Genomic DNA, 20,582 nt, shown 5'->3' with positions numbered 1-20,582 from the left:
TCGCCGTCGCTAGCCGACTTTTCGTACAAACCCTTGCAGCGAGCACATCGCAATTAATAGGTCATACTAGGCGGCGCTACGCTTTTTTTATGTAAGCCAAAACGGACAATTTTGTGAGCGATTTCTTAATTATTGGTGGTGGCGTGATCGGTATGATGACGGCGCTGCAGTTGGCCGACGCCGGTCAGCGGGTCACACTGGTTGATCGTGGGGAGTGTGGTAAAGAGGCATCCTGGGCGGGTGGTGGTATCGTTTCGCCGCTCTACCCCTGGCGTTACGACGCCGCGGTGTCGCAACTCTCCCGCTGGTCGGAAGGCGTTTACCCCTCTTTGGCCCTGCGGTTGTTGGAAGAGACCGGCATTGACCCAGAGTATCGCCAAAAGGGGCTGCTCTACCTGAATGTAGATGACGCCGAAAAAGCGCTGCAATGGGCGCGCCAGTTGGGTAAGCCGCTAGAGCGGGTAGGGGCGGACTTTGTACACGCTAAAGAGCCAGGTGTGACCATGGCTGACGATAGCGCGCTATGGATGCCAACACTAGGCAGCGTGCGCAATCCGCGTTTAGCTAAAGCTTTGAAAGCGCGGTTAGCCGCGATGCCCCAGGTAACGCTGAGAGAGCAGTGCGAGGTCAGCGGTTTTATCCAGCACGGTAGCCAAGTGGAAGGCGTGGTGACGTCGCAAGGGCCGTTAACGGCTGAGCGCATTATTGTTTGCGGCGGGGCTTGGGCAGCACAGCTCTTGTCGCAGCTGAATGTGCAACTGCCGGTAAGGCCCGTTAAAGGACAGATGATCGCTTACCAAGCACCCAAAGGGTTGGTGCAGCGCGTGGTGTTAAAGGATGGCCGCTACATTATTCCGCGCGCAGACGGCCTGCTGCTGGTTGGCTCTACGCTGGAAGAGGCGGGCTTTGATAAGAGCACCGATGCGGCGGCTTTGGCGTCGCTAAAGCAGAGCGCTGAAGCCATTCTGCCTGCTTTGGCAACATGCCCAGTAGCGCACCAATGGGCCGGGCTGCGACCTGGATCTCCAGCAGGCATTCCCTTTATTGGCGCGCTGCCTGAATGGCCTAATGTCTACGTCAATGCTGGGCACTATCGCAACGGCTTGGTGTTGGCGCCTGCCTCGACCCATTTACTGGCGGATCAACTGTTGGGGCGCGAGCCACTGATTGACCCCGCGCCTTACCAGCCTACGCCAGAGCGACTAATACAGGCTTAATGTGTTCCGCCTTTATCCTGCTGCTCTTGCAGGAAACGGTCACGATGCGCGCTAGAACAGAACCACTGTTCCTGGTGGCGAAGAGCTTCGTCTTCAGGAACGTGTACCTCACACCAGCGGCAGCGCACCATTTTGCCACCCTCCTGGCGGTTGACTTTTTCATGCTGCACTTCATGCTCAAGCTTACGTTGCCGGTAGATGCCGTAGAGCTTTAAACCGGCATAAAATATAACGGCGAAAATAATCAGCCGAATGATCAAGAGGTTCATCCTTTTGTGTCTCCCGAATTGGGAATCTAGGTACTAGGTGCTGGGATAGACCCGCAGCCTTTGCCAGTTGGCGTCCCTTGCGGGACAATAAGACTATGTTGGTGTAACCCTATTTTAAAGATTCTCAAGAGATTTTGACGCCCATGCAAGACTTAACGCTGGTAATGGCCCAACTCGATCCTCTGGTCGGGGATATTCCCGGCAACGCCGCACGCGCGATTGAAGCAGTGCGCGAAGCTCGGATTGAGCATGGGGCGGATATTGTTGTCTTTCCTGAGCTTTTTTTGTCGGGCTACCCGCCGGAAGATTTACTGCTACGCCCCTCAATGGAAACCCGCCTGCGTGAAGCCCGCGCGCTAATGGCATCGAAGGTCGCTAGTGATGTGCTGGTGATTGTTGGCTACCCCGGTGTGCGCGAAGGCCGCTGCTACAATTTGGCGGGCCTACTTTACAATGGTCAGTGGGAGGCAGAGTACGCAAAACAGGCGCTGCCTAACTATCAGGTGTTTGATGAGCAGCGCTACTTTGCGCCCGGCAATGAGACGCTGGTGTATGAGCATAAAGGCGCCAAACTGGGTATCTTGATTTGCGAAGACCTGTGGGATGGCGCGCCGGTTAGAGCCGCAACCGAGGCAGGCGCTGAGATGCTGATCACCTTAAACGCCTCGCCCTATCATCAGGACAAGCCTATTGAGCGGCTGCGTTTATTGGAGGAGCACGCCCAAGACGTTAACCGTCCAATAGTGTATGTGAACACTATCGGTGGTCAGGACGAGCTGGTATTTGATGGTGGCTCATGCTGTGTTAACGCTAGTGGGCAGTTACAGGTGCTGGCGCCGTACTGGCAGGCTGGCCTGATGCCGATTCAGTTTTTGCAAACCAGCGCCACTGTTTGGGAGCCCCAGCCCGGCGAGATTGACCCAGAGGTAGAACCGGAAGAGAGTCTTTACTGCGCGTTAGTCACCGGGCTACGCGATTACGTCAACAAGAGCGGTTTTGAGGGTGTGGTGCTGGGGCTTTCCGGCGGTATCGACTCAGCGCTTTCGCTGGCCATTGCCGTTGATGCGCTGGGCCCACAACGGGTGCAGGCGGTGATGATGCCCTATCACTACACCGCGGATATCTCTAAGCAGGACGCTGCCGAGCAGGCCAAGATGCTCGGCGTGCATTACGAGATCATGCCGATTGAGCCCATGGTAGAGGCCTTTATGGGCACGCTGGCAGAGAGCTTTGCGGGCACCGAGCGAGATACCACCGAAGAGAACCTGCAGTCACGCTGTCGTGGCGTGCTGCTGATGGCGATCTCCAATAAAAAAGGCTTGATGGTGCTGACTACAGGCAATAAGAGTGAGATGGCGGTGGGCTACGCCACGCTGTATGGCGATATGGTGGGCGGTTTTAATGCCATCAAAGATGTGTATAAAACCTGGGTGTATCGCTTGGCCCGCTGGCGCAATACGCAATCACCCGCTATCCCTGCGCGGGTGATCGAGCGCCCACCCAGCGCTGAGCTGGCCCCGGATCAGCAGGATAGCGATTCCCTGCCGGATTACGATACCCTCGACGCTATTCTATTAAGCTATATCGAAGGTGACATGAGCGCTGAAGCGATCATCGCCGGTGGCTTTGACGCAGAAGACGTCTATAAAGTGGTGAAGCTTGTCGACCGGTGTGAGTATAAGCGCCGCCAGGCGCCCATTGGTGTTCGCGTTACCCCCCGTGGCTTTGGTCGCGACCGCCGCTATCCGATCGTCAATGGCTGGCAGCCGGGCGAGTAAGCCGGGCACTGTTTCATAACGGGGCACTACTTCCGTATTAGGCGAGCATTGGAGGTGGGGACAAACTGCGCTGTACCATCTCGGTAGCGGATACCGGTTTGCAAAAGTAATACCCTTGGAAGGCATGACACTGGTGCTCGTTTAGGTAGCGCCAGTGTTCATGGTTTTCTACACCTTCGGCAATAACCTGTAATCCGAGCGAACGCCCCATGGCAATGATGGTTTGCACGATGGCCTTATCGTCCGTGTCTTTATGTAGGTTGCGCACAAACGACTGGTCGATTTTAATTTGATCTAAAGGGAGTCGTTTGAGGTACTGCAGCGACGAGTAGCCAGTGCCGAAATCGTCTAAGGAAAAGCTAACCCCCAGCGCCTTGAGCTGGAGCATACGAGCAATGATGTCATCTATTTTGCCGATCATGGTGCTTTCGGTCAGCTCCAGCTTTAGCCGGTGTGCCGAGGCACCGCTTTTGGTTAGCACGCCGCAAACGGTGTCCACGAAATCGGGCTGTTGGAACTGTTTGGCGCTGACGTTGACCGCTAATGTTAGGTGCTCGGTGTTTTCGTCGTTTGCCCAGATAACTAGCTGTTCGCAGGCTGTTTCGAGTACCCAGTTTCCAATTGGCACGACTAAGCCCGTTTCCTCGGCTAAAGGGATAAAGGTACCCGGGGAGACAAACCCGTTACGCGGATGTTCCCAGCGGATCAATGCCTCTGCGCCAATAGCTCGCCCCAGACCATCCACTTGTGATTGGTAGACCAGTACAAATTCTTGTCGCTCGATGGCCATACGTAAGTCGAATTCTAGTTCGGTTCTGGCTTCAAGTTCGGCTTGCACTGCCGGGTCATAAAACTGTAACCCGCTGGGACTCGTTAGCTTGGCAAGATGAACGGCCGCGTTAGAATACTGAAAGAGGCGATCAATGCTTTCTTGAAGGCCATTAAACAGTGCGATCCCCATACTCACGCTAAGAAAATGCTTTTTGTCTTCCACCCAGTAACAGCGGCTTAGCATTCGCTGTAACTGTTCGGCAAACGCCTCGGCTTTCTCGGCCGCTTTTAGCTGATCGCTGGCTAAGCCATCGATGATCACCATAAACTCATCGCCGCCTAAGCGGCCAATGGTAGCGCCTTCGGCCGTCAAGCCGGAAAGGCGCTCGGCAATTTGTTTGAGTAGGTTGTCGCCCATAGGGTGTCCACAGCTGTCGTTGATACGATTGAAGTCGTCAACGTCCAGGTAGATTAGTGCACCGTAGGTGCCGGTCTGTTGGCTTTTATCAAGCGAATGTTGAAGGTGCTCCCTCATCAATTGCCAGTTGGGCAGTTGGGTTAGCGTGTCGAAATACGCCAATTGGTGCACTTTACACTCGGCTTCCCGACGTTGTTTTTCTGCATCTCGAAACGTCATTAGCGCGATAGCAACACGCGTCAAAGAACCACTGCGCTGTCGACTCATCTGCTCGATTGCTTGAAAGTCGGACAGTGTTTGCTGGCGCTCGGCGAGCGATAAAATAGCGTCTCCGATGATCATTAAACGCTTATTGCTACGCCAGACAAAAAAGAACGCAGCGCCGATGAGCCCACCCATCATGCCAATTCCCAGCAACAAGGCGGTAAGCTGAACGACATTGTCAACGTTGTTCAGCGATTGTGTTACCCGCGCCTCCATGGCAATAGCCATCAAAAACAATGCAGGGAGTACTACCATTAAGATCGGTAGTAAGAACATCTTCAATAGGCTTTGAGTGGGTTTCATCGTAATCTCGGGGGAGGGCCATAAAGAATGGCCCCTAAGGGTTAGGAGCCGAATCCCTCTAAATCGCTAATTGAAAAACCATTTTTAATTTAGAAACTTTCCCACTCAGGTGCTGCCTGCTGACGTTTCACAGCGGGTAGCGCGGGCCTGTTCGAGGGGTTAGCGCGTGCAGGCCCAGGCGCCAATGCAGCATGCGATGGCTGTGCGTTTTGGTGCGCATTCGGCAATTTGAAGACTTGCATGGCATCTAGCAGCGAGTGGGCATTTTGACGCAGATTGTTCGCTGCAGTGGCACTTTCGTGTACCAGGGAGGCGTTCTGCTGGGTGACCTGGTCCATCTCGGTCACTGCTCGACCCACTTCTTGCACACCGGTGCTCTGTTCTGCGCTGGCGTGGCTGATCTCCTGCATAATGCTGGTCACACGCTCAATAGCCGCTACGATCTGTTCGGTCGATTTGCTGGCTTCTTCGGCGCGTTCATTGCCGTGGTTAACCCGCTCAAGGTTACTGGAAATCAGGGTGTTAATCTCCCGCGCGGCATCTGCGCTGCGCTGGGCTAGTCGACGCACTTCCTCGGCGACTACCGCGAAACCGCGACCATGTTCACCAGCGCGGGCGGCTTCGACCGAGGCGTTAAGCGCCAGAATATTGGTCTGAAAGGCAATCGCATCAATCGTGGATATGATCCCCGCAATTTCCTGAGAACTCTTATTTAGATCGTTCATTGTGGCAACGACCTGATTAACTGCTTCGCCACCTTGCTTGGCTGTACTTGATGCACTTGAAGCTTCCTGACTGGCCTGCTCAGAATTTTCAGCATTGAGTTTTACGGTGCTGTTGAGCTGTTCCATTGCAGAGGCCGTCTCCGCAAGCGCGCTGGCTTGCTGCTCAGTACGTGAAGAGAGGTCGTTATTACCCTCGGCAATTTGCTCACTGTTGCCGGCTACCGCTTCTGCAGAGGCACGCACCTGGGTCACAATTGTTTGTAGCTGCTGGGCCATGGCAACCTGTGACGCCATAATGCTGCGGGTATCACCCTTCTTGAGCTTGCCCTGGCTGGTTAATTCGCCGCGACCAATCGCTTCCGCAAAAGCTTTGACTTCATAGGGCTCGGCACCCAATTCACGTAGCAACTGGCGGGATAAAAACACCGCGATCAAACCACCTACCAGTAACGCAAACAGTGTTAGACCCAACATCTGCATTTGAAAGCCGGAAGCTGTATCGCGGGCGGTTGCTGTGGTGGCGTCGTTTAACTGCTGCTGGAGATCAATAAACTGATTGATTCGGTTCAGCCACTCGGCGTATGCAGGACCTGCCTGTTCGAGTAGTAAGGTCTCTGCATCGGCAAACCGATCTGTTTGGCGGGCGGCAATGACTTGCTGTGTCAGTTCAAGGGTCGTAGCACCCTGGGCGTCGATGCTGGCAAGAATCGTTTGCTCTTCTTGACCACTAGGATACTCGTTAGTCACTTGGTGCTCACCTTCAGAGGCTGTGACGTAATTGCTGCTAAGGCTTTCCATTTCGCTGAGTAACGCATCTACTCTGCTATCGTCCTGTGTAAGCACTACATCGCGCAGGGCGATGGCGCGATCATGCACGCTGCCGCGCATATCCACTGCAAACCCAAGCTTGGTGCCGTTAACATCGTTGATGGTGGTTAAATCCCGGTCAATTTTATTGACTTGGTAAATGCCGACGGCGGTTAACAGAACCAGCAGCCCTAGCATGGCAGCAAATCCGAGCGTTAAACGTGTGCTAATGTTGGTGTTGCTCGAACGTGTTTTAAAAAGTGGCATTGAGTGCTCCCTTAGGTGCCGTTAAGGCACTTTATTATGCAAGACGAACTAATCATATATTGCTGTACAGTTTTTGTATAGAAAATAATGACTGGCTTTACAATGTATGCTGTCCGTCTGTAATTACTCGCTTAAAATCAGTTGCTTGATCATTTTTTAATAAAAAAACCACGCCGTGGCGTGGTTTTCTAGTTAAATATTGTACAGTTTTTAGCGATTGAGAGCTCGCAATGATTTAATCATTTTGGCCTAAGTGCTTGGGAATAAAACGGCTGCCTTGCAACTGCTCGTGATCGGGTGCGTTCTCACGCAGCACCGCGAGAACTTCATTGGCGCGGTCATCCATGTCTAGGCCTTGATAGCCTTCCACCATGGTAGCTAGGGCATCCCGGGTGGCGCTGGATTCAGGGTAGTTTTCGATTACCCAACGACCACGCTCAACGGCCGCTAAATAGGCACCACGGCGCAGATAGTAGTCGGCAACGTGCAGCTCATGACGGGCCATCAACTCACGCAAGTAGACGATACGCTGCTGGGCATCTGCGGCGTATTCACTCTGCGGGTAACGTTGAATCAGCTCGCGGAAGTCGTTGTAGGCATCACGGGAAGCGCCTAGGTCACGCCTGGAAATATCAATCAGGCGCAGGCGCTCTAGGCTGAAACGACCCGCTTGCCAAGCAGAGAGGCCACGCAGATAGTAGGCGTAGTCCACTTGAGGGTGGTCGGGGTGAAGGCGAATAAAGCGGCTGGCCGCTGCCCGTGCTTCTTCCCAATTGCTATTTTCATAGTAGGCATAGATCAGTTCAAGCTGAGCCTGCTCAGCATGCGCGCCGAATGGATAGCGCGTATCGAGTGCTTCCAAGCGCTCTATCGCAATCGGGTAGCGGTTGCTATCTAGGGCCGTGCGGGCCAGTTCATAGAGCTCACGCTCCTGTACCCCAGCAAATTCATCTTCCTCTTCTTCACTGGTATCGTTACTCGCACAGCCCGCTAAAAGGGCAAGGCTTAGGGCTAGAGCACCAAAGCGGTTGGCAGCTGAAAAAACGCGCATCATCATCCTCGTTGCAAACAAGCCTCAATCACCAAAAAGCGGCGATGGCCATAAGTAGAAATGGTAGAATAGGTCGCAGTCCGCCCACTATAAAACACCTCGGCTTAAAACGCAGGCTTAGCGACGTTTCGTCGGGTGTCATCAAAGCTTATTTTTCCATGTCGGGCTGATTTTTCGCCTTGCTGGGGTTTTTGCGTCTTAAAGAGGTTCTTACATGTCTCGAATGGGTTTTTCATGACTCGTATAGTTGAAGACACGCAGCGCGTGCCCGCTACCTTAGCCGGTGCACGGTTAGACCAAGCGGCGGCTGAGTTGTTCAGTGATTACTCCCGTGAGCGCTTAAAAGCGTGGATTAACGCCGGTGAATTGACGGTTGATGGCGCGCAAGCCAAGCCGAAAGCCAAGCTGCATGGCGATGAAGTGTTGGCGCTACAGGCGACCATCGAGGACGATACACGCTTTGAAGCCCAGGATATCGCGCTGGATATCGTTTATGAAGACGATACGGTGATAGTGATCAACAAAGCTGCCGGTATGGTGGTGCATCCCGCTGCCGGCAACCCGGATGGCACGCTGTTAAATGCGTTGCTGCACCATCATCCGGCACTTGCCGAAGTGCCCCGCGCAGGCATTGTTCATCGCTTGGACAAAGACACCACGGGGTTGATGATGGTGGCTAAAACGCTGCCCGCCCAAACGGCCCTAGTAGAACAGCTGCAGGCGCGCAGCGTATCACGCCAGTATGATGCAGTGGTGATTGGTAAGCCGGTGTCGGGTAGCACTATCGATGCGCCCATTGGCCGTCATCCTAAAGATCGCAAGCGTCAGGCGGTGACCACAGCCGGTAAGCCTGCGATTACTCATTTCCGCGTGGTTGAGCGTTTCCGTGCTCATACCCATGTGCGTTGCAAATTGGAAACGGGGCGCACCCACCAAATTCGTGTACATATGGCGCATGTTCGACTCCCCTTAATTGGTGACCCCATGTACGGCGGCCGCGCCAAGTTACCACCGGGTGCCGCTGAGCCACTTAAGGAGATCCTGCGCGAGTTTCCCCGTCAGGCTCTGCACGCGCGTAAGTTAATTTTCAAGCATCCGGTAAGTGGCGAAACATTAACTTTTCAGGCAGATCTCCCCGATGATTTGTTAATGTTGTTGGATTACCTGCGCGAAGATAATGAGACCATGCGATGAGCGATGCCATTAATTTACGGCCAACGCTTTTACAGCCCGATTGGCCTGCGCCGACCAATGTGCGTGCCTTTGTGACGACCCGTGAATCGGGGCCTAGCCAGGGTGATTTTGCCGCCTTTAATACCGCTTCCCATGTTGGCGATAATGCTGATCATGTCGCGTTGTGCCGTCGTTTGCTGCAAAAAGAAATTGGCGATGAGCGTCCTCTGTTGTGGCTGAACCAGACCCATGGCGCTCGCGTGCAGCAGTTTTATCAACCTGATGCTGTTGATGCGGATGCCGCCATTGCTACCTCCAACGAGTACGCTTGTGTGGTGCTGACGGCAGACTGCCTGCCGGTGATGTTCTGCAATCGATCGGGTACCCAGGTGGCAGTTGCCCATGCCGGTTGGCGCGGTTTGGCGGGCGGCGTGCTGGAAGCAACCGTTGCCGCGATGAATACTGACCCAGACGATATTCTGGTGTGGTTAGGGCCCGCTATCTCCAATGCTCAGTTTGAAGTTGGCCCGGAAGTCTATGGCGCCTTTGTTGCTGTTCACCCGGATACTGCTGACGCCTTTGACCATAGCCCTTACCGGCTGGGCCATTACATGGCCGACTTATACCGTCTGGCGCGCTTTCGCTTAGAGGCGCTGGGCGTCTATCACATTAGTGGCGGCCATTTCTGCACCGCCTGCGAGTCGCGCTTCTACTCTTACCGTCGCGATGGTGGTAAAACCGGACGAATGGCAAGCGTGATCTGGATCAACTAAACCTGCGGTTTATATCTCTACCTCTTGAAAAGCGTCGAACTGACGCCAAATAACTTGTCAAGCTAAGAGTGATTTAGCACGTCTAATGACACGTTATCGGGTCACGCGGTGCGTCCAAACGCACGGCTACCCCAGGAGGAATTCCATGCGTTTTGATAAATTTACTGCCAAGCTCCAGAGCGCGATTGCGGAGGCGCAGTCGCTTGCCGTTGGTCACGGCCATAATCAGCTAGACCCAGCACATTTGCTGCTTGCCCTGCTCGATACCAAAGACACCGGTATTAAAGCTCTGATTGAGAAAGCCGAGGGCAACCCCTCCCGCCTGCGTGATGGCTTGGTACAACAGTTAGATAACTTACCTAAGGTGGGTCAGTTCGATGGCGAAGTGCAGCCATCGCGGGATTTCATCAAGCTCTTCAATTTAACTGATCGTGAAGCGCAAAAGCGCGGTGACCAGTTTATTGCTAGTGAACTCGTACTACTGGCGGCGCTGGAAATGAATTCAGCGCTTACTAAGCTGCTTAAAGAAGCGGGAATTAACCGCAAATCCCTGGAAGCCGCCATTAACAGTCTACGCGGCGGTGCTACCGTCGACGATGCTAACGCCGAAGATCAGCGTGAAGCGTTAAATAAATACACCATGGATCTGACCCAGCGCGCGCTGGATGGCAAGCTCGACCCGGTGATTGGTCGCGACGATGAAATTCGCCGCACCATTCAAGTGTTGCAGCGGCGCACCAAGAACAACCCGGTATTAATCGGCGAGCCAGGCGTGGGTAAAACCGCCATTGTCGAAGGATTGGCCCAGCGCATCGTTAACGGCGAAGTACCGGAAGGCTTAAAAGATAAACGCGTACTCTCGCTGGATATGGGCTCGCTGCTGGCAGGTGCAAAGTTCCGTGGCGAGTTTGAAGAGCGCCTGAAAGCCGTGCTGAAAGAGCTCTCCCAGGAAGAGGGGCGGGTGATTCTGTTTATTGACGAGCTGCACACGATGGTCGGTGCTGGCAAAGCCGAAGGTGCCATGGATGCGGGCAATATGCTCAAGCCTGCCCTGGCCCGTGGCGAGCTGCACTGCGTGGGGGCCACAACCCTTGATGAGTACCGCAAGTACATCGAGAAAGACGCGGCATTGGAACGGCGTTTCCAAAAAGTGTTGGTGGATGAGCCTTCCGAAGAGGACACCGTTGCGATCCTGCGCGGTCTAAAAGAGCGCTATGAAGTTCACCATGGGGTAGATATTACCGACTCGGCGATTATTGCCGCGGCCAAGCTCTCGACACGTTATATCTCTGATCGGCAACTGCCTGACAAAGCTATCGATCTGATCGATGAGGCCGCATCGCGGATTCGTATGGAGCTGGACTCCAAACCAGAGGCGATGGATCGACTTGATCGTCGTTTGATCCAGCTCAAAATGGAGCGGGAAGCGCTCAAGAAAGAGACCGATGATGCGAGCAAAAAACGCTTGGAAGCACTGAGCACCCAGATTCACGAATTAGAGCGCGAATACGCCGACCTTGATGAAATCTGGAAAGCTGAAAAAGCCAGTATTCAAGGGGCGGCGCAGTTTAAGGCCGATTTGGAGCAAGCGCGCCTTGATCTGGAACAAGCGCGTCGTCAGGGCGACTTGGGCCGTATGTCAGAAATCCAATACGGCAAGATCCCGGAGCTAGAGAAGAAAATTGCCGAAAGCGGCGAAGGCGAAGCGGATACCTCGAGCCACCAGCTGCTGCGATCCAACGTCACTGAAGAAGAAATCGCCGAGGTGGTTTCCCGCTGGACGGGCATTCCGGTCTCCAAAATGCTCGAAGGTGAACGCGACAAGCTGCTGCGTATGGAAGAGGCGTTGCATGAGCGAGTGATTGGTCAGAACGAAGCCGTTGAGGCGGTGGCGAATGCGGTGCGCCGCTCACGAGCTGGGCTTTCTGATCCCAATCGTCCCAATGGCTCATTCCTGTTCCTCGGCCCCACCGGGGTGGGTAAAACCGAACTGTGTAAGTCGCTGGCAAACTTCCTGTTCGATACCGAAGAGGCAATGGTGCGTATCGATATGTCGGAGTTTATGGAGAAGCACTCCGTGGCTCGTCTGATCGGTGCACCTCCCGGCTACGTCGGCTATGAAGAGGGTGGCTACTTAACCGAAGCCGTGCGCCGCAAGCCTTACTCTGTGCTGCTGCTTGATGAGGTCGAGAAAGCCCATCCAGATGTCTTCAATATCCTGCTGCAGGTATTGGAAGATGGCCGCTTAACCGACGGTCAGGGCCGCACGGTGGATTTCCGTAATACCGTGATCGTGATGACCTCTAACATGGGCTCGGACATTATTCAGCGCATGGGCGGTGACGATAGCGACTATGAGGAGATGAAAAATAGGGTCATGGAGGTGGTGGGCAATCACTTCCGGCCTGAACTGATTAACCGTATCGATGAAGTGGTGGTGTTCCATGCGCTTGGCCAAGAGCAAATTCAAGCGATTGCCGGTATTCAGCTGGAGCGCTTGAAGTTACGCCTTGCCGAACACGACCTCAAGCTTGAAGTCAGCCCTGAAGCGATGGCGCAACTGGCGGTGGTGGGCTTCGACCCTGTCTATGGGGCGAGGCCTCTCAAGCGGGCGATTCAGAGCCGCATTGAGAATCCGCTGGCGCAGGATCTGCTGGGGGGCAAATTTACGCCAGGAGACACCATTCATATCAGCGCGGCAGAAGGTAAGTTGGTATTTAGCGCGTAATTGATGCCGCCACTGATACCGTGACTTTGCGCAATTGAATAGGTCAAAAGCCCCGCTAGCGTTGCTGGCGAGGCTTTTTTTATGGCTTCTTGCGACCTTTGTTGCGTTTGGGCTGATCGGAGGTTGACAGGTTGAGGGCGCTAATGGAATCTTGTCGGTTCCTGATTTGCGGGCGCGGACTCAACGGGCAACCCCTAACTCCCGCGCGAAGGGTAGGCGAAGGCCTCTACCCGCCGAAGGACTTCCGGGCTTGGGCTAACCGCTCAACCTGGCCAACGCCCCGACACGGCGAACAGCTGTGTAAGGGAGCGGGTGATTTATGTCGCCATAATCCACCTGTTCCCGATAAGAGTGCAGGCCCTAACCGGGCCATCTGCCAGGGTTTGGCATCAGGTGTCGGCTAGGGCCGACAGCGGCATACCGCCGCACTCGACACCGTGCCCAGGTGGGGACGGATCGCACTCGAGACCTCCAGGGGAGAAATACAGTGGAACTGCTTTCCGGCGCAGATATGATCGCCCGCTTCTTGCAAGATGAGGGCATCGAATACATTTATGGTTACCCCGGCGGTGCAGCGTTGCATATTTACGATGCGCTCTTCCGCCAGGACAAAGTGAAGCACATTCTGGTGCGTCACGAACAAGCGGCTACCCATGCCGCCGATGGCTATGCCCGCGCATCAGGCAAGCCCGGCTGCGTGTTGGTTACCTCGGGTCCCGGCGCCACCAACGCCGTCACTGGTATTGCCACCGCCTACATGGATTCAATTCCCATGGTAGTGCTGTGTGGCCAGGTGGCGAGCCATCTGATCGGTGAAGACGCCTTCCAGGAAACCGATATCGTCGGTGTGACACGCCCGATCGTGAAGCACAGCTTCTCGATTCGCCACCCGTCTGAAATCCCAGAAGTGCTCAAAAAGGCGTTCTATTTAGCCGCCACAGGCCGTCCGGGCCCAGTGGTGGTCGATATCCCTAAAGATATGACTGCTCCCACCGAGCGCTATGAGTATATCTATCCGAAAAAGGTCAAGATGCGCTCGTACAACCCCGTCACGCGTGGCCACACGGGGCAGATCAAAAAAGCCGTTGAGATGATACTCAAAGCCAAGCGCCCGGTGTTCTATACCGGTGGCGGCGTGGTCACGGGCAAAGCCAGCGAAGGCTTGACCGATTTGGTCAAGCAACTGGGTTACCCGATTACCACTACCTTGATGGGTATCGGCTCTTATCCGCAAAGTGACCGGCAGTGTTTGGGTTGGCTGGGGATGCACGGTTCCTATGAGTCCAATATGGCCATGCACCACGCTGACCTGATTATTGCCATTGGGGCGCGTTTTGATGACCGTGTGACCAACAGCACGTCTAAGTTCTGCCCGACCGCGAAAATTATCCATGTCGATGTGGATCCGAGCTCGATCTCTAAAACGGTGCGTGCCGATGTGCCGATCGTTGGCCCGGCCTCCAGCGTTATCAATGAGATGATCAGCTTGGTGCAAGGGCACGAAATCGCCCATCCCGAAGCGCTGACCGAGTGGTGGGAGAAGATCGATGGCTGGCGCGCCGATCGTGAAGGTAAACTTTACGAGCCTTCCAAGCCGGGTGAAGTGCTTAAACCCCAGGAAGTGGTCGAAGCGGTTTGCCGGGTTACCCGCGGCGAAGCCTACGTGACGACCGATGTTGGTCAACACCAGATGTTCGCGGCCCAGTACTACAAGTTTGATAAACCCAACCGGTTGATTACCTCGGGTGGGTTGGGCACCATGGGTTTTGGCTTCCCCGCCGCCATGGGTATCAAACAGAACTTCCCGGATGATGACGTGGTGTGTATTACCGGTGAAGGCAGCTTCCAGATGATGATGCAGGAGCTCTCCACCTGTAAGCAGTACGGGGTGGGCGTTAAGATCGTCAATCTTAACAATGCGTCGCTTGGCATGGTGCGTCAGTGGCAGGATTTGAACTATAAGTCTCGCCACGCACACTCCTATATGGAGTCGCTGCCGGACTTTCATATGCTGATTGAGGCGTATGGGTTTACCGCGATTACTGTCAATACGCTTGACGAGTTGGAGCCTGCACTAGAGCGTGCGTTTGCTAACAAGCACGAGCTGGTGTTTCTTGACGTGAAGGTCGACCCCCATGAGCACGTTTATCCGATGCAGGTACCGTTAGGTGCCATGCGCGACATGCTGCTGTCTAAAACGGAGCGTACCTGATGCGTCATATCATCTCGATTCTGTTAGAAAACGAACCGGGTGCGCTGTCACGTGTAGTCGGGTTGTTCTCCCAGCGTAACTTCAACATCGAAACACTTAACGTGGCACCTACAGAGGACCCGTCGCTGTCGCGTTTGACGGTGACTACTGTGGGCGATGACCGCGTGATTGAGCAGATCACCAAGCACCTCAATAAGTTGATTGACGTGGTTAAGCTGGTGGATCTCACCGAAGGCAACCATATCGAGCGCGAGCTGATGTTGGTTAAAGTGAAAGCGCTAGGCGCGGCCCGCGATGAGGTGAAGCGCACGGTGGATATCTTCCGTGCACAGATCGTCGACGTAACGCCCAGCCTGTATACCGTGCAGATCACCGGGGATGCGGGCAAACTCGATGCTTTCCTTCAGGCCATGGCGCCGGTAGGCATTCTTGAGGTCGCCCGTACTGGGGTCTCGGGTATTGCTCGGGGCGATAAGGTTTTGTCTCTCTAAGCACGATAAGTACGTAGCCTTGACTACCTGTACTTCAACGTAAGCATAAGCGTCGCTTCTTTCCTGGAGCGGCGCTTTTTAGTTATTAGCCTGTAGCGCTTACTGACGCAGGCCCCCAAAGAGCAGCAATGCAGCAATTGGCTGGCTGAGTGGAATTCACCGTGTAGAATGAATGCGATCACTGTTCCCGTGACTTCACTTTTAATGGATGAAACCTATGACACAGGACGCTCGCGATCCAGAGCACTCAATCTCTGATCAGTCAAACCCAGGCCAGCCAGGCTCGGCTCAGCCTGATACAACTGAACAGCCAGACAGTGCCGATCAGTCAGAGGCGGGCGGCAATGAAGATTTGGCGGCTGCCTTCTTGCGTGAAACTGAAGTGGTTGAAGAGGCGGTAGAAGACGGTAAAAAGATACGCCGCAAAGGCATCTATTTACTGCCCAATCTATTTACCACTTCGGCACTTTTTGCTGGTTTCTTTGCGGTGGTGGCTGGCATAAATGGTGAATTTACCTCAGCAGCTGTTGCGATCTTTATTGCCATGGTACTGGATGGCTTGGATGGTCGTGTCGCGCGCATGACCAATACACAAAGTGAATTCGGCGCTGAGTACGACAGCCTGGCTGACATGATCTCCTTTGGTATGGCACCCGCTTTAGTCGCCTTTACCTGGATTCTTCAGGATATCGGTAAGACGGGATGGGTAGTGGCCTTTCTCTACGTTGCCTGCGCGGCGCTTCGCCTTGCACGCTTTAACGTGCAAATTGGCAGTGTCGATAAAAAATGGTTTATTGGCTTACCCAGCCCTTCTGCTGCGGCGCTAGTCGCAGCCAGCGTGTGGACTTTCCATAGCTTTGATGCCGACGCCTTCGGTTTCAAACTGCTGATGTTGGTAGTCGTGGCAGCAGCAGGTGTACTGATGGTGAGTAATATCCGTTACTACAGCTTTAAGGACCTCGATTTTAAAAAGCCGGTGCCTTTTGTTGTGTTGTTAGCCATCGTGCTAGCCTTTGTTTTGATCTCGGTTGAGCCTTCAGTAATGCTGCTATTGCTATTTGGTACCTACGTGGCTTCAGGCCCTGTTTTAGCCGTTATGCGTAAAGCAAAACCCAAGAGCTAAACTTTTGAGTCTGTTTTTATAGTTATTTTCGCATTAGCCCTTGCCAACTCGGCAGCGAAACCGTAAAGTACGCATCCGCTGCCGGGGACGCATAGCGTTACCAGCGGTGAGCAAGGTGTAAAAGCCTTGGTTTGTCAGAAGGTTAGGGGTTTGGTCGTTGAGTAAGTATGATGCGAACTCCCGGTTATTTCCTTCACGTTTTTATCGAAAGCGAGTTGACAAACACCAGGAAATGCGTAGAATACGCCTTCCTCGCTGCGGCAAGCCAAGTCAACGGCCAGCCGGGTTGCTTTCACAGTAACCATGCCAGCGAAACAGCTCTTTAACAATTTGATCAGGTAATTCATGTGGGCGCTTGCTGATGTTGGTGACAAATCACCGAATATCAAGGCAAGCGGTCATGAGAACGACAGTTTTTAAACGTAAGTTTTTAAACAACAGTTGAATGAATTCGTTTGAACCTTGAGCCAAGTTTGGTTCGCTTCTGTCACTTTCGAGTGGCGGGTAAGAACCGCATAGATCTTAAACTGAAGAGTTTGATCATGGCTCAGATTGAACGCTGGCGGCAGGCCTAACACATGCAAGTCGAGCGGTAACAGATCTAGCTTGCTAGATGCTGACGAGCGGCGGACGGGTGAGTAATGCATAGGAATCTGCCCGGTAGTGGGGGATAACCTGGGGAAACCCAGGCTAATACCGCATACGTCCTACGGGAGAAAGGGGGCTCCGGCTCCCGCTATTGGATGAGCCTATGTCGGATTAGCTAGTTGGTGAGGTAACGGCTCACCAAGGCGACGATCCGTAGCTGGTCTGAGAGGATGATCAGCCACATCGGGACTGAGACACGGCCCGAACTCCTACGGGAGGCAGCAGTGGGGAATATTGGACAATGGGGGCAACCCTGATCCAGCCATGCCGCGTGTGTGAAGAAGGCCCTCGGGTTGTAAAGCACTTTCAGCGAGGAAGAACGCCTAGTGGTTAATACCCATTAGGAAAGACATCACTCGCAGAAGAAGCACCGGCTAACTCCGTGCCAGCAGCCGCGGTAATACGGAGGGTGCAAGCGTTAATCGGAATTACTGGGCGTAAAGCGCGCGTAGGTGGCTTGATAAGCCGGTTGTGAAAGCCCCGGGCTCAACCTGGGAACGGCATCCGGAACTGTCAGGCTAGAGTGCAGGAGAGGAAGGTAGAATTCCCGGTGTAGCGGTGAAATGCGTAGAGATCGGGAGGAATACCAGTGGCGAAGGCGGCCTTCTGGACTGACACTGACACTGAGGTGCGAAAGCGTGGGTAGCAAACAGGATTAGATACCCTGGTAGTCCACGCCGTAAACGATGTCGACCAGCCGTTGGGTGCCTAGAGCACTTTGTGGCGAAGTTAACGCGATAAGTCGACCGCCTGGGGAGTACGGCCGCAAGGTTAAAACTCAAATGAATTGACGGGGGCCCGCACAAGCGGTGGAGCATGTGGTTTAATTCGATGCAACGCGAAGAACCTTACCTACCCTTGACATCTACAGAAGCCGGAAGAGATTCTGGTGTGCCTTCGGGAACTGTAAGACAGGTGCTGCATGGCTGTCGTCAGCTCGTGTTGTGAAATGTTGGGTTAAGTCCCGTAACGAGCGCAACCCTTGTCCTTATTTGCCAGCGAGTAATGTCGGGAACTCTAAGGAGACTGCCGGTGACAAACCGGAGGAAGGTGGGGACGACGTCAAGTCATCATGGCCCTTACGGGTAGGGCTACACACGTGCTACAATGGCCGGTACAAAGGGCTGCGAGCTCGCGAGAGTTAGCGAATCCCTTAAAGCCGGTCTCAGTCCGGATCGGAGTCTGCAACTCGACTCCGTGAAGTCGGAATCGCTAGTAATCGTGAATCAGAATGTCACGGTGAATACGTTCCCGGGCCTTGTACACACCGCCCGTCACACCATGGGAGTGGACTGCACCAGAAGTGGTTAGCCTAACGCAAGAGGGCGATCACCACGGTGTGGTTCATGACTGGGGTGAAGTCGTAACAAGGTAGCCGTAGGGGAACCTGCGGCTGGATCACCTCCTTAAACGATGCGTCACAGTCAGTAAGCGTCCACAATGAATTACCTGATCAGAATGCTGTTGATACGCAGTGATAAGCCAAGCGCCTATGGCGTTGCCTTATCACTGCGCATAGCAGTCGCTCTTTAACAATGTATATCATGCTGACAAGAACACGCCGTAAGGCATGTTCTTAAATTGTGATACGCGTCAGCGTATCCGGCAAAATGAAACGTGATCATTGTGAGTCCAGACTCCTTCGGGTTATAGGGTCAAGCAATGAAGCGCACACGGTGGATGCCTAGGCAGCCAGAGGCGATGAAAGACGTGGTAGCCTGCGATAAGGCTCGGTGAGGTGGCAACAACCTGTGACCCGGGCATTTCTGAATGGGGAAACCCACTCATCATAAGATGAGTATCGTGCACTGAATACATAGGTGTACGAGGCGAACGCGGGGAACTGAAACATCTAAGTACCCGCAGGAAAAGAAATCAACCGAGATTCCCCTAGTAGCGGCGAGCGAACGGGGACCAGCCCTTAAGCATGTGACTGATTAGGCGAACACGCTGGGAAGCGTGGCCGTAGCGGGTGATAGCCCCGTAGTCGAAAATCTGATCATGTGAAATCGAGTAGGTCGGGGCACGAGAAACCTTGACTGAAGACGGGGGGACCATCCTCCAAGGCTAAATACTCCTGGCTGACCGATAGTGAACCAGTACCGTGAGGGAAAGGCGAAAAGAACCCCGGAGAGGGGAGTGAAATAGATCCTGAAACCGTGTGCGTACAAGCAGTAGGAGCAGACTTGTTCTGTGACTGCGTACCTTTTGTATAATGGGTCAGCGACTTATATTCAGTGGCGAGGTTAACCGTATAGGGGAGCCGTAGGGAAACCGAGTCTTAACTGGGCGACACAGTCGCTGGATATAGACCCGAAACCGAGCGATCTATCCATGAGCAGGGTGAAGGTTGAGTAACATCAACTGGAGGCCCGAACCAGGATCTGTTGAAAAAGATTTGGATGACTTGTGGATCGGAGTGAAAGGCTAATCAAGCTCGGAGATAGCTGGTTCTCCTCGAAAGCTATTTAGGTAGCGCCTCACGTAGTACCGCCGGGGGTAGAGCACTGTTTCGGCTAGGGGGTCATCCCGACTTACCAACCCGAGGCAAACTCCGAATACCGGTGAGTAACGCGTGGGAGACACACGGCGGGTGCTAACGTCCGTCGTGAAAAGGGAAACAACCCAGACCGTCAGCTAAGGTCCCGAAATCCTGGTTAAGTGGGAAACGATGTGGGAAGGCTCAGACAGCTAGGAGGTTGGCTTAGAAGCAGCCATCCTTTAAAGAAAGCGTAATAGCTCACTAGTCGAGTCGGCCTGCGCGGAAGATGTAACGGGGCTAAACCAGGTACCGAAGCTACGGGTTCATTCTTAGGAATGAGCGGTAGAGGAGCGTCGTGTACGCCAATGAAGGTGGATTGAGAAGTCTGCTGGAGGTATCACGAGTGCGAATGCTGACATGAGTAACGATAAAGGGTGTGAAAAACACCCTCGCCGGAAGACCAAGGGTTTCTGTTCGACGCTAATCGGAGCAGAGTGAGTCGGCCCCTAAGGCGAGGCCGAAAGGCGTAGTCGATGGGAAACGGGTCAATATTCCCGTACCGGACATGGTTGCGATGGGGGGACGAAGAAGGCTAGGTGAGCCAGGCGTTGGTTGTCCTGGTGAAAGTGAGTAGGCTGAGAGTTTAGGTAAATCCGGACTCTTTTAAGGCCGAGACACGAGATGAACTGACCACGGTCAGGAAGTCACTGATGCCACGCTTCCAGGAAAAGCCTCTAAGCTTCAGATCATGTGCGACCGTACCCCAAACCGACACAGGTGGTCAGGGAGAGAATCCCAAGGCGCTTGAGAGAACTCGGGTGAAGGAACTAGGCAAAATGGTGCCGTAACTTCGGGAGAAGGCACGCCGGCATAGGGTGATGGAACTTGCTTCCTAAGCCCGAACCGGTCGAAGATACCAGGTGGCTGCAACTGTTTATTAAAAACACAGCACTCTGCTAACGCGCAAGCGGACGTATAGGGTGTGACGCCTGCCCGGTGCCGGAAGGTTAAATGATGGTGTTAGCCGCAAGGCGAAGCTCTTGATTGAAGCCCCGGTAAACGGCGGCCGTAACTATAACGGT

General features: G+C 53.9%; 12 protein-coding genes, 1 rRNA gene and 1 other annotated feature (1 of these 14 only partly in view). Of the genes, 9 read left to right on the top strand and 4 right to left on the bottom strand.

Annotation, left to right across the window (positions count from 1 at the left end):
* Positions 1-113 precede the first annotated feature (113 nt).
* Positions 114-1,217, top strand: a complete 1,104-nt coding sequence (gene thiO / locus KUC_RS14410; protein ID WP_007113950.1) for a glycine oxidase ThiO — start codon at positions 114-116, stop codon at positions 1,215-1,217.
* Here thiO and KUC_RS14405 read toward each other — a convergent pair.
* On the bottom strand, positions 1,214-1,486 hold the full coding sequence (locus tag KUC_RS14405; protein ID WP_007113949.1) for a PP0621 family protein: 273 nt from the start codon (positions 1,484-1,486) through the stop codon (positions 1,214-1,216). The two genes, thiO and KUC_RS14405, sit on opposite strands and share 4 nt — an antisense overlap.
* Before the next feature lie 143 nt (positions 1,487-1,629).
* Between KUC_RS14405 and KUC_RS14400 the strand changes: the two genes are divergently transcribed.
* Positions 1,630-3,264, top strand: coding sequence for an NAD+ synthase (locus KUC_RS14400; RefSeq protein ID WP_007113948.1), 1,635 nt, complete (start codon positions 1,630-1,632; stop codon positions 3,262-3,264).
* Positions 3,265-3,301: 37 nt separating this feature from the next.
* On the opposite strand, the gene KUC_RS14395 is transcribed toward KUC_RS14400, so the two are convergent.
* The 3 genes from KUC_RS14395 to KUC_RS14385 all read right to left on the bottom strand — a co-directional run bounded on the left by KUC_RS14395 (position 3,302) and on the right by KUC_RS14385 (position 7,870).
* Complete coding sequence (locus KUC_RS14395; RefSeq protein WP_007113947.1) at positions 3,302-5,020, bottom strand: putative bifunctional diguanylate cyclase/phosphodiesterase; 1,719 nt, start codon at positions 5,018-5,020, stop codon at positions 3,302-3,304.
* Positions 5,021-5,109: 89 nt separating this feature from the next.
* Positions 5,110-6,819 (bottom strand): methyl-accepting chemotaxis protein, encoded by a 1,710-nt coding sequence (locus KUC_RS14390; RefSeq protein WP_040480951.1) that lies wholly within the window; start codon positions 6,817-6,819, stop codon positions 5,110-5,112.
* 235 nt (positions 6,820-7,054) lie between these two features.
* Positions 7,055-7,870 carry an outer membrane protein assembly factor BamD gene (locus tag KUC_RS14385; protein WP_040480950.1) on the bottom strand — a complete coding sequence of 272 codons (816 nt, stop codon included), beginning with the start codon at positions 7,868-7,870 and terminating at the stop codon, positions 7,055-7,057.
* 234 nt (positions 7,871-8,104) lie between these two features.
* Between KUC_RS14385 and rluD the strand changes: the two genes are divergently transcribed.
* From rluD to KUC_RS14350, 7 genes are all read left to right on the top strand, one after another.
* Positions 8,105-9,064 carry a 23S rRNA pseudouridine(1911/1915/1917) synthase RluD gene (gene rluD, locus KUC_RS14380; protein WP_040480949.1) on the top strand — a complete coding sequence of 320 codons (960 nt, stop codon included), beginning with the start codon at positions 8,105-8,107 and terminating at the stop codon, positions 9,062-9,064.
* Positions 9,061-9,816, top strand: a complete 756-nt coding sequence (gene pgeF / locus KUC_RS14375) for a peptidoglycan editing factor PgeF (RefSeq protein WP_007113943.1) — start codon at positions 9,061-9,063, stop codon at positions 9,814-9,816. The genes rluD and pgeF overlap by 4 nt, the downstream gene beginning before the upstream one ends.
* A gap of 145 nt (positions 9,817-9,961) precedes the next feature.
* On the top strand, positions 9,962-12,544 hold the full coding sequence (clpB, locus tag KUC_RS14370) for an ATP-dependent chaperone ClpB (protein ID WP_007113942.1): 2,583 nt from the start codon (positions 9,962-9,964) through the stop codon (positions 12,542-12,544).
* A gap of 487 nt (positions 12,545-13,031) precedes the next feature.
* Positions 13,032-14,756: an acetolactate synthase 3 large subunit gene (locus tag KUC_RS14365; RefSeq protein ID WP_007113941.1), complete on the top strand. Its 1,725-nt coding sequence runs from the start codon at positions 13,032-13,034 to the stop codon at positions 14,754-14,756.
* Positions 14,756-15,247: an acetolactate synthase small subunit gene (gene ilvN / locus KUC_RS14360; RefSeq protein WP_007113940.1), complete on the top strand. Its 492-nt coding sequence runs from the start codon at positions 14,756-14,758 to the stop codon at positions 15,245-15,247. The genes KUC_RS14365 and ilvN overlap by 1 nt, the downstream gene beginning before the upstream one ends.
* 217 nt (positions 15,248-15,464) lie before the next feature.
* Entirely contained in the window at positions 15,465-16,370 is a 906-nt protein-coding gene (gene pssA, locus KUC_RS14355; protein WP_040480948.1) for a CDP-diacylglycerol--serine O-phosphatidyltransferase, read from the top strand.
* A gap of 524 nt (positions 16,371-16,894) precedes the next feature.
* Positions 16,895-18,427, top strand: a 16S ribosomal RNA gene (locus KUC_RS14350).
* Positions 18,428-18,671: 244 nt separating this feature from the next.
* Positions 18,672-20,582 (top strand) — a sequence feature (mutual gap in cmsearch alignment for this rRNA model is longer than 100); it runs 979 nt beyond the window's last position.

The organism is Vreelandella boliviensis LC1, assembly GCF_000236035.1.
Taxonomy (GTDB): domain Bacteria; phylum Pseudomonadota; class Gammaproteobacteria; order Pseudomonadales; family Halomonadaceae; genus Vreelandella; species Vreelandella boliviensis.
The sequence above is the reverse complement of the archived record's forward strand: the minus strand, read 5'-3'. Positions and strand labels throughout refer to the sequence as shown.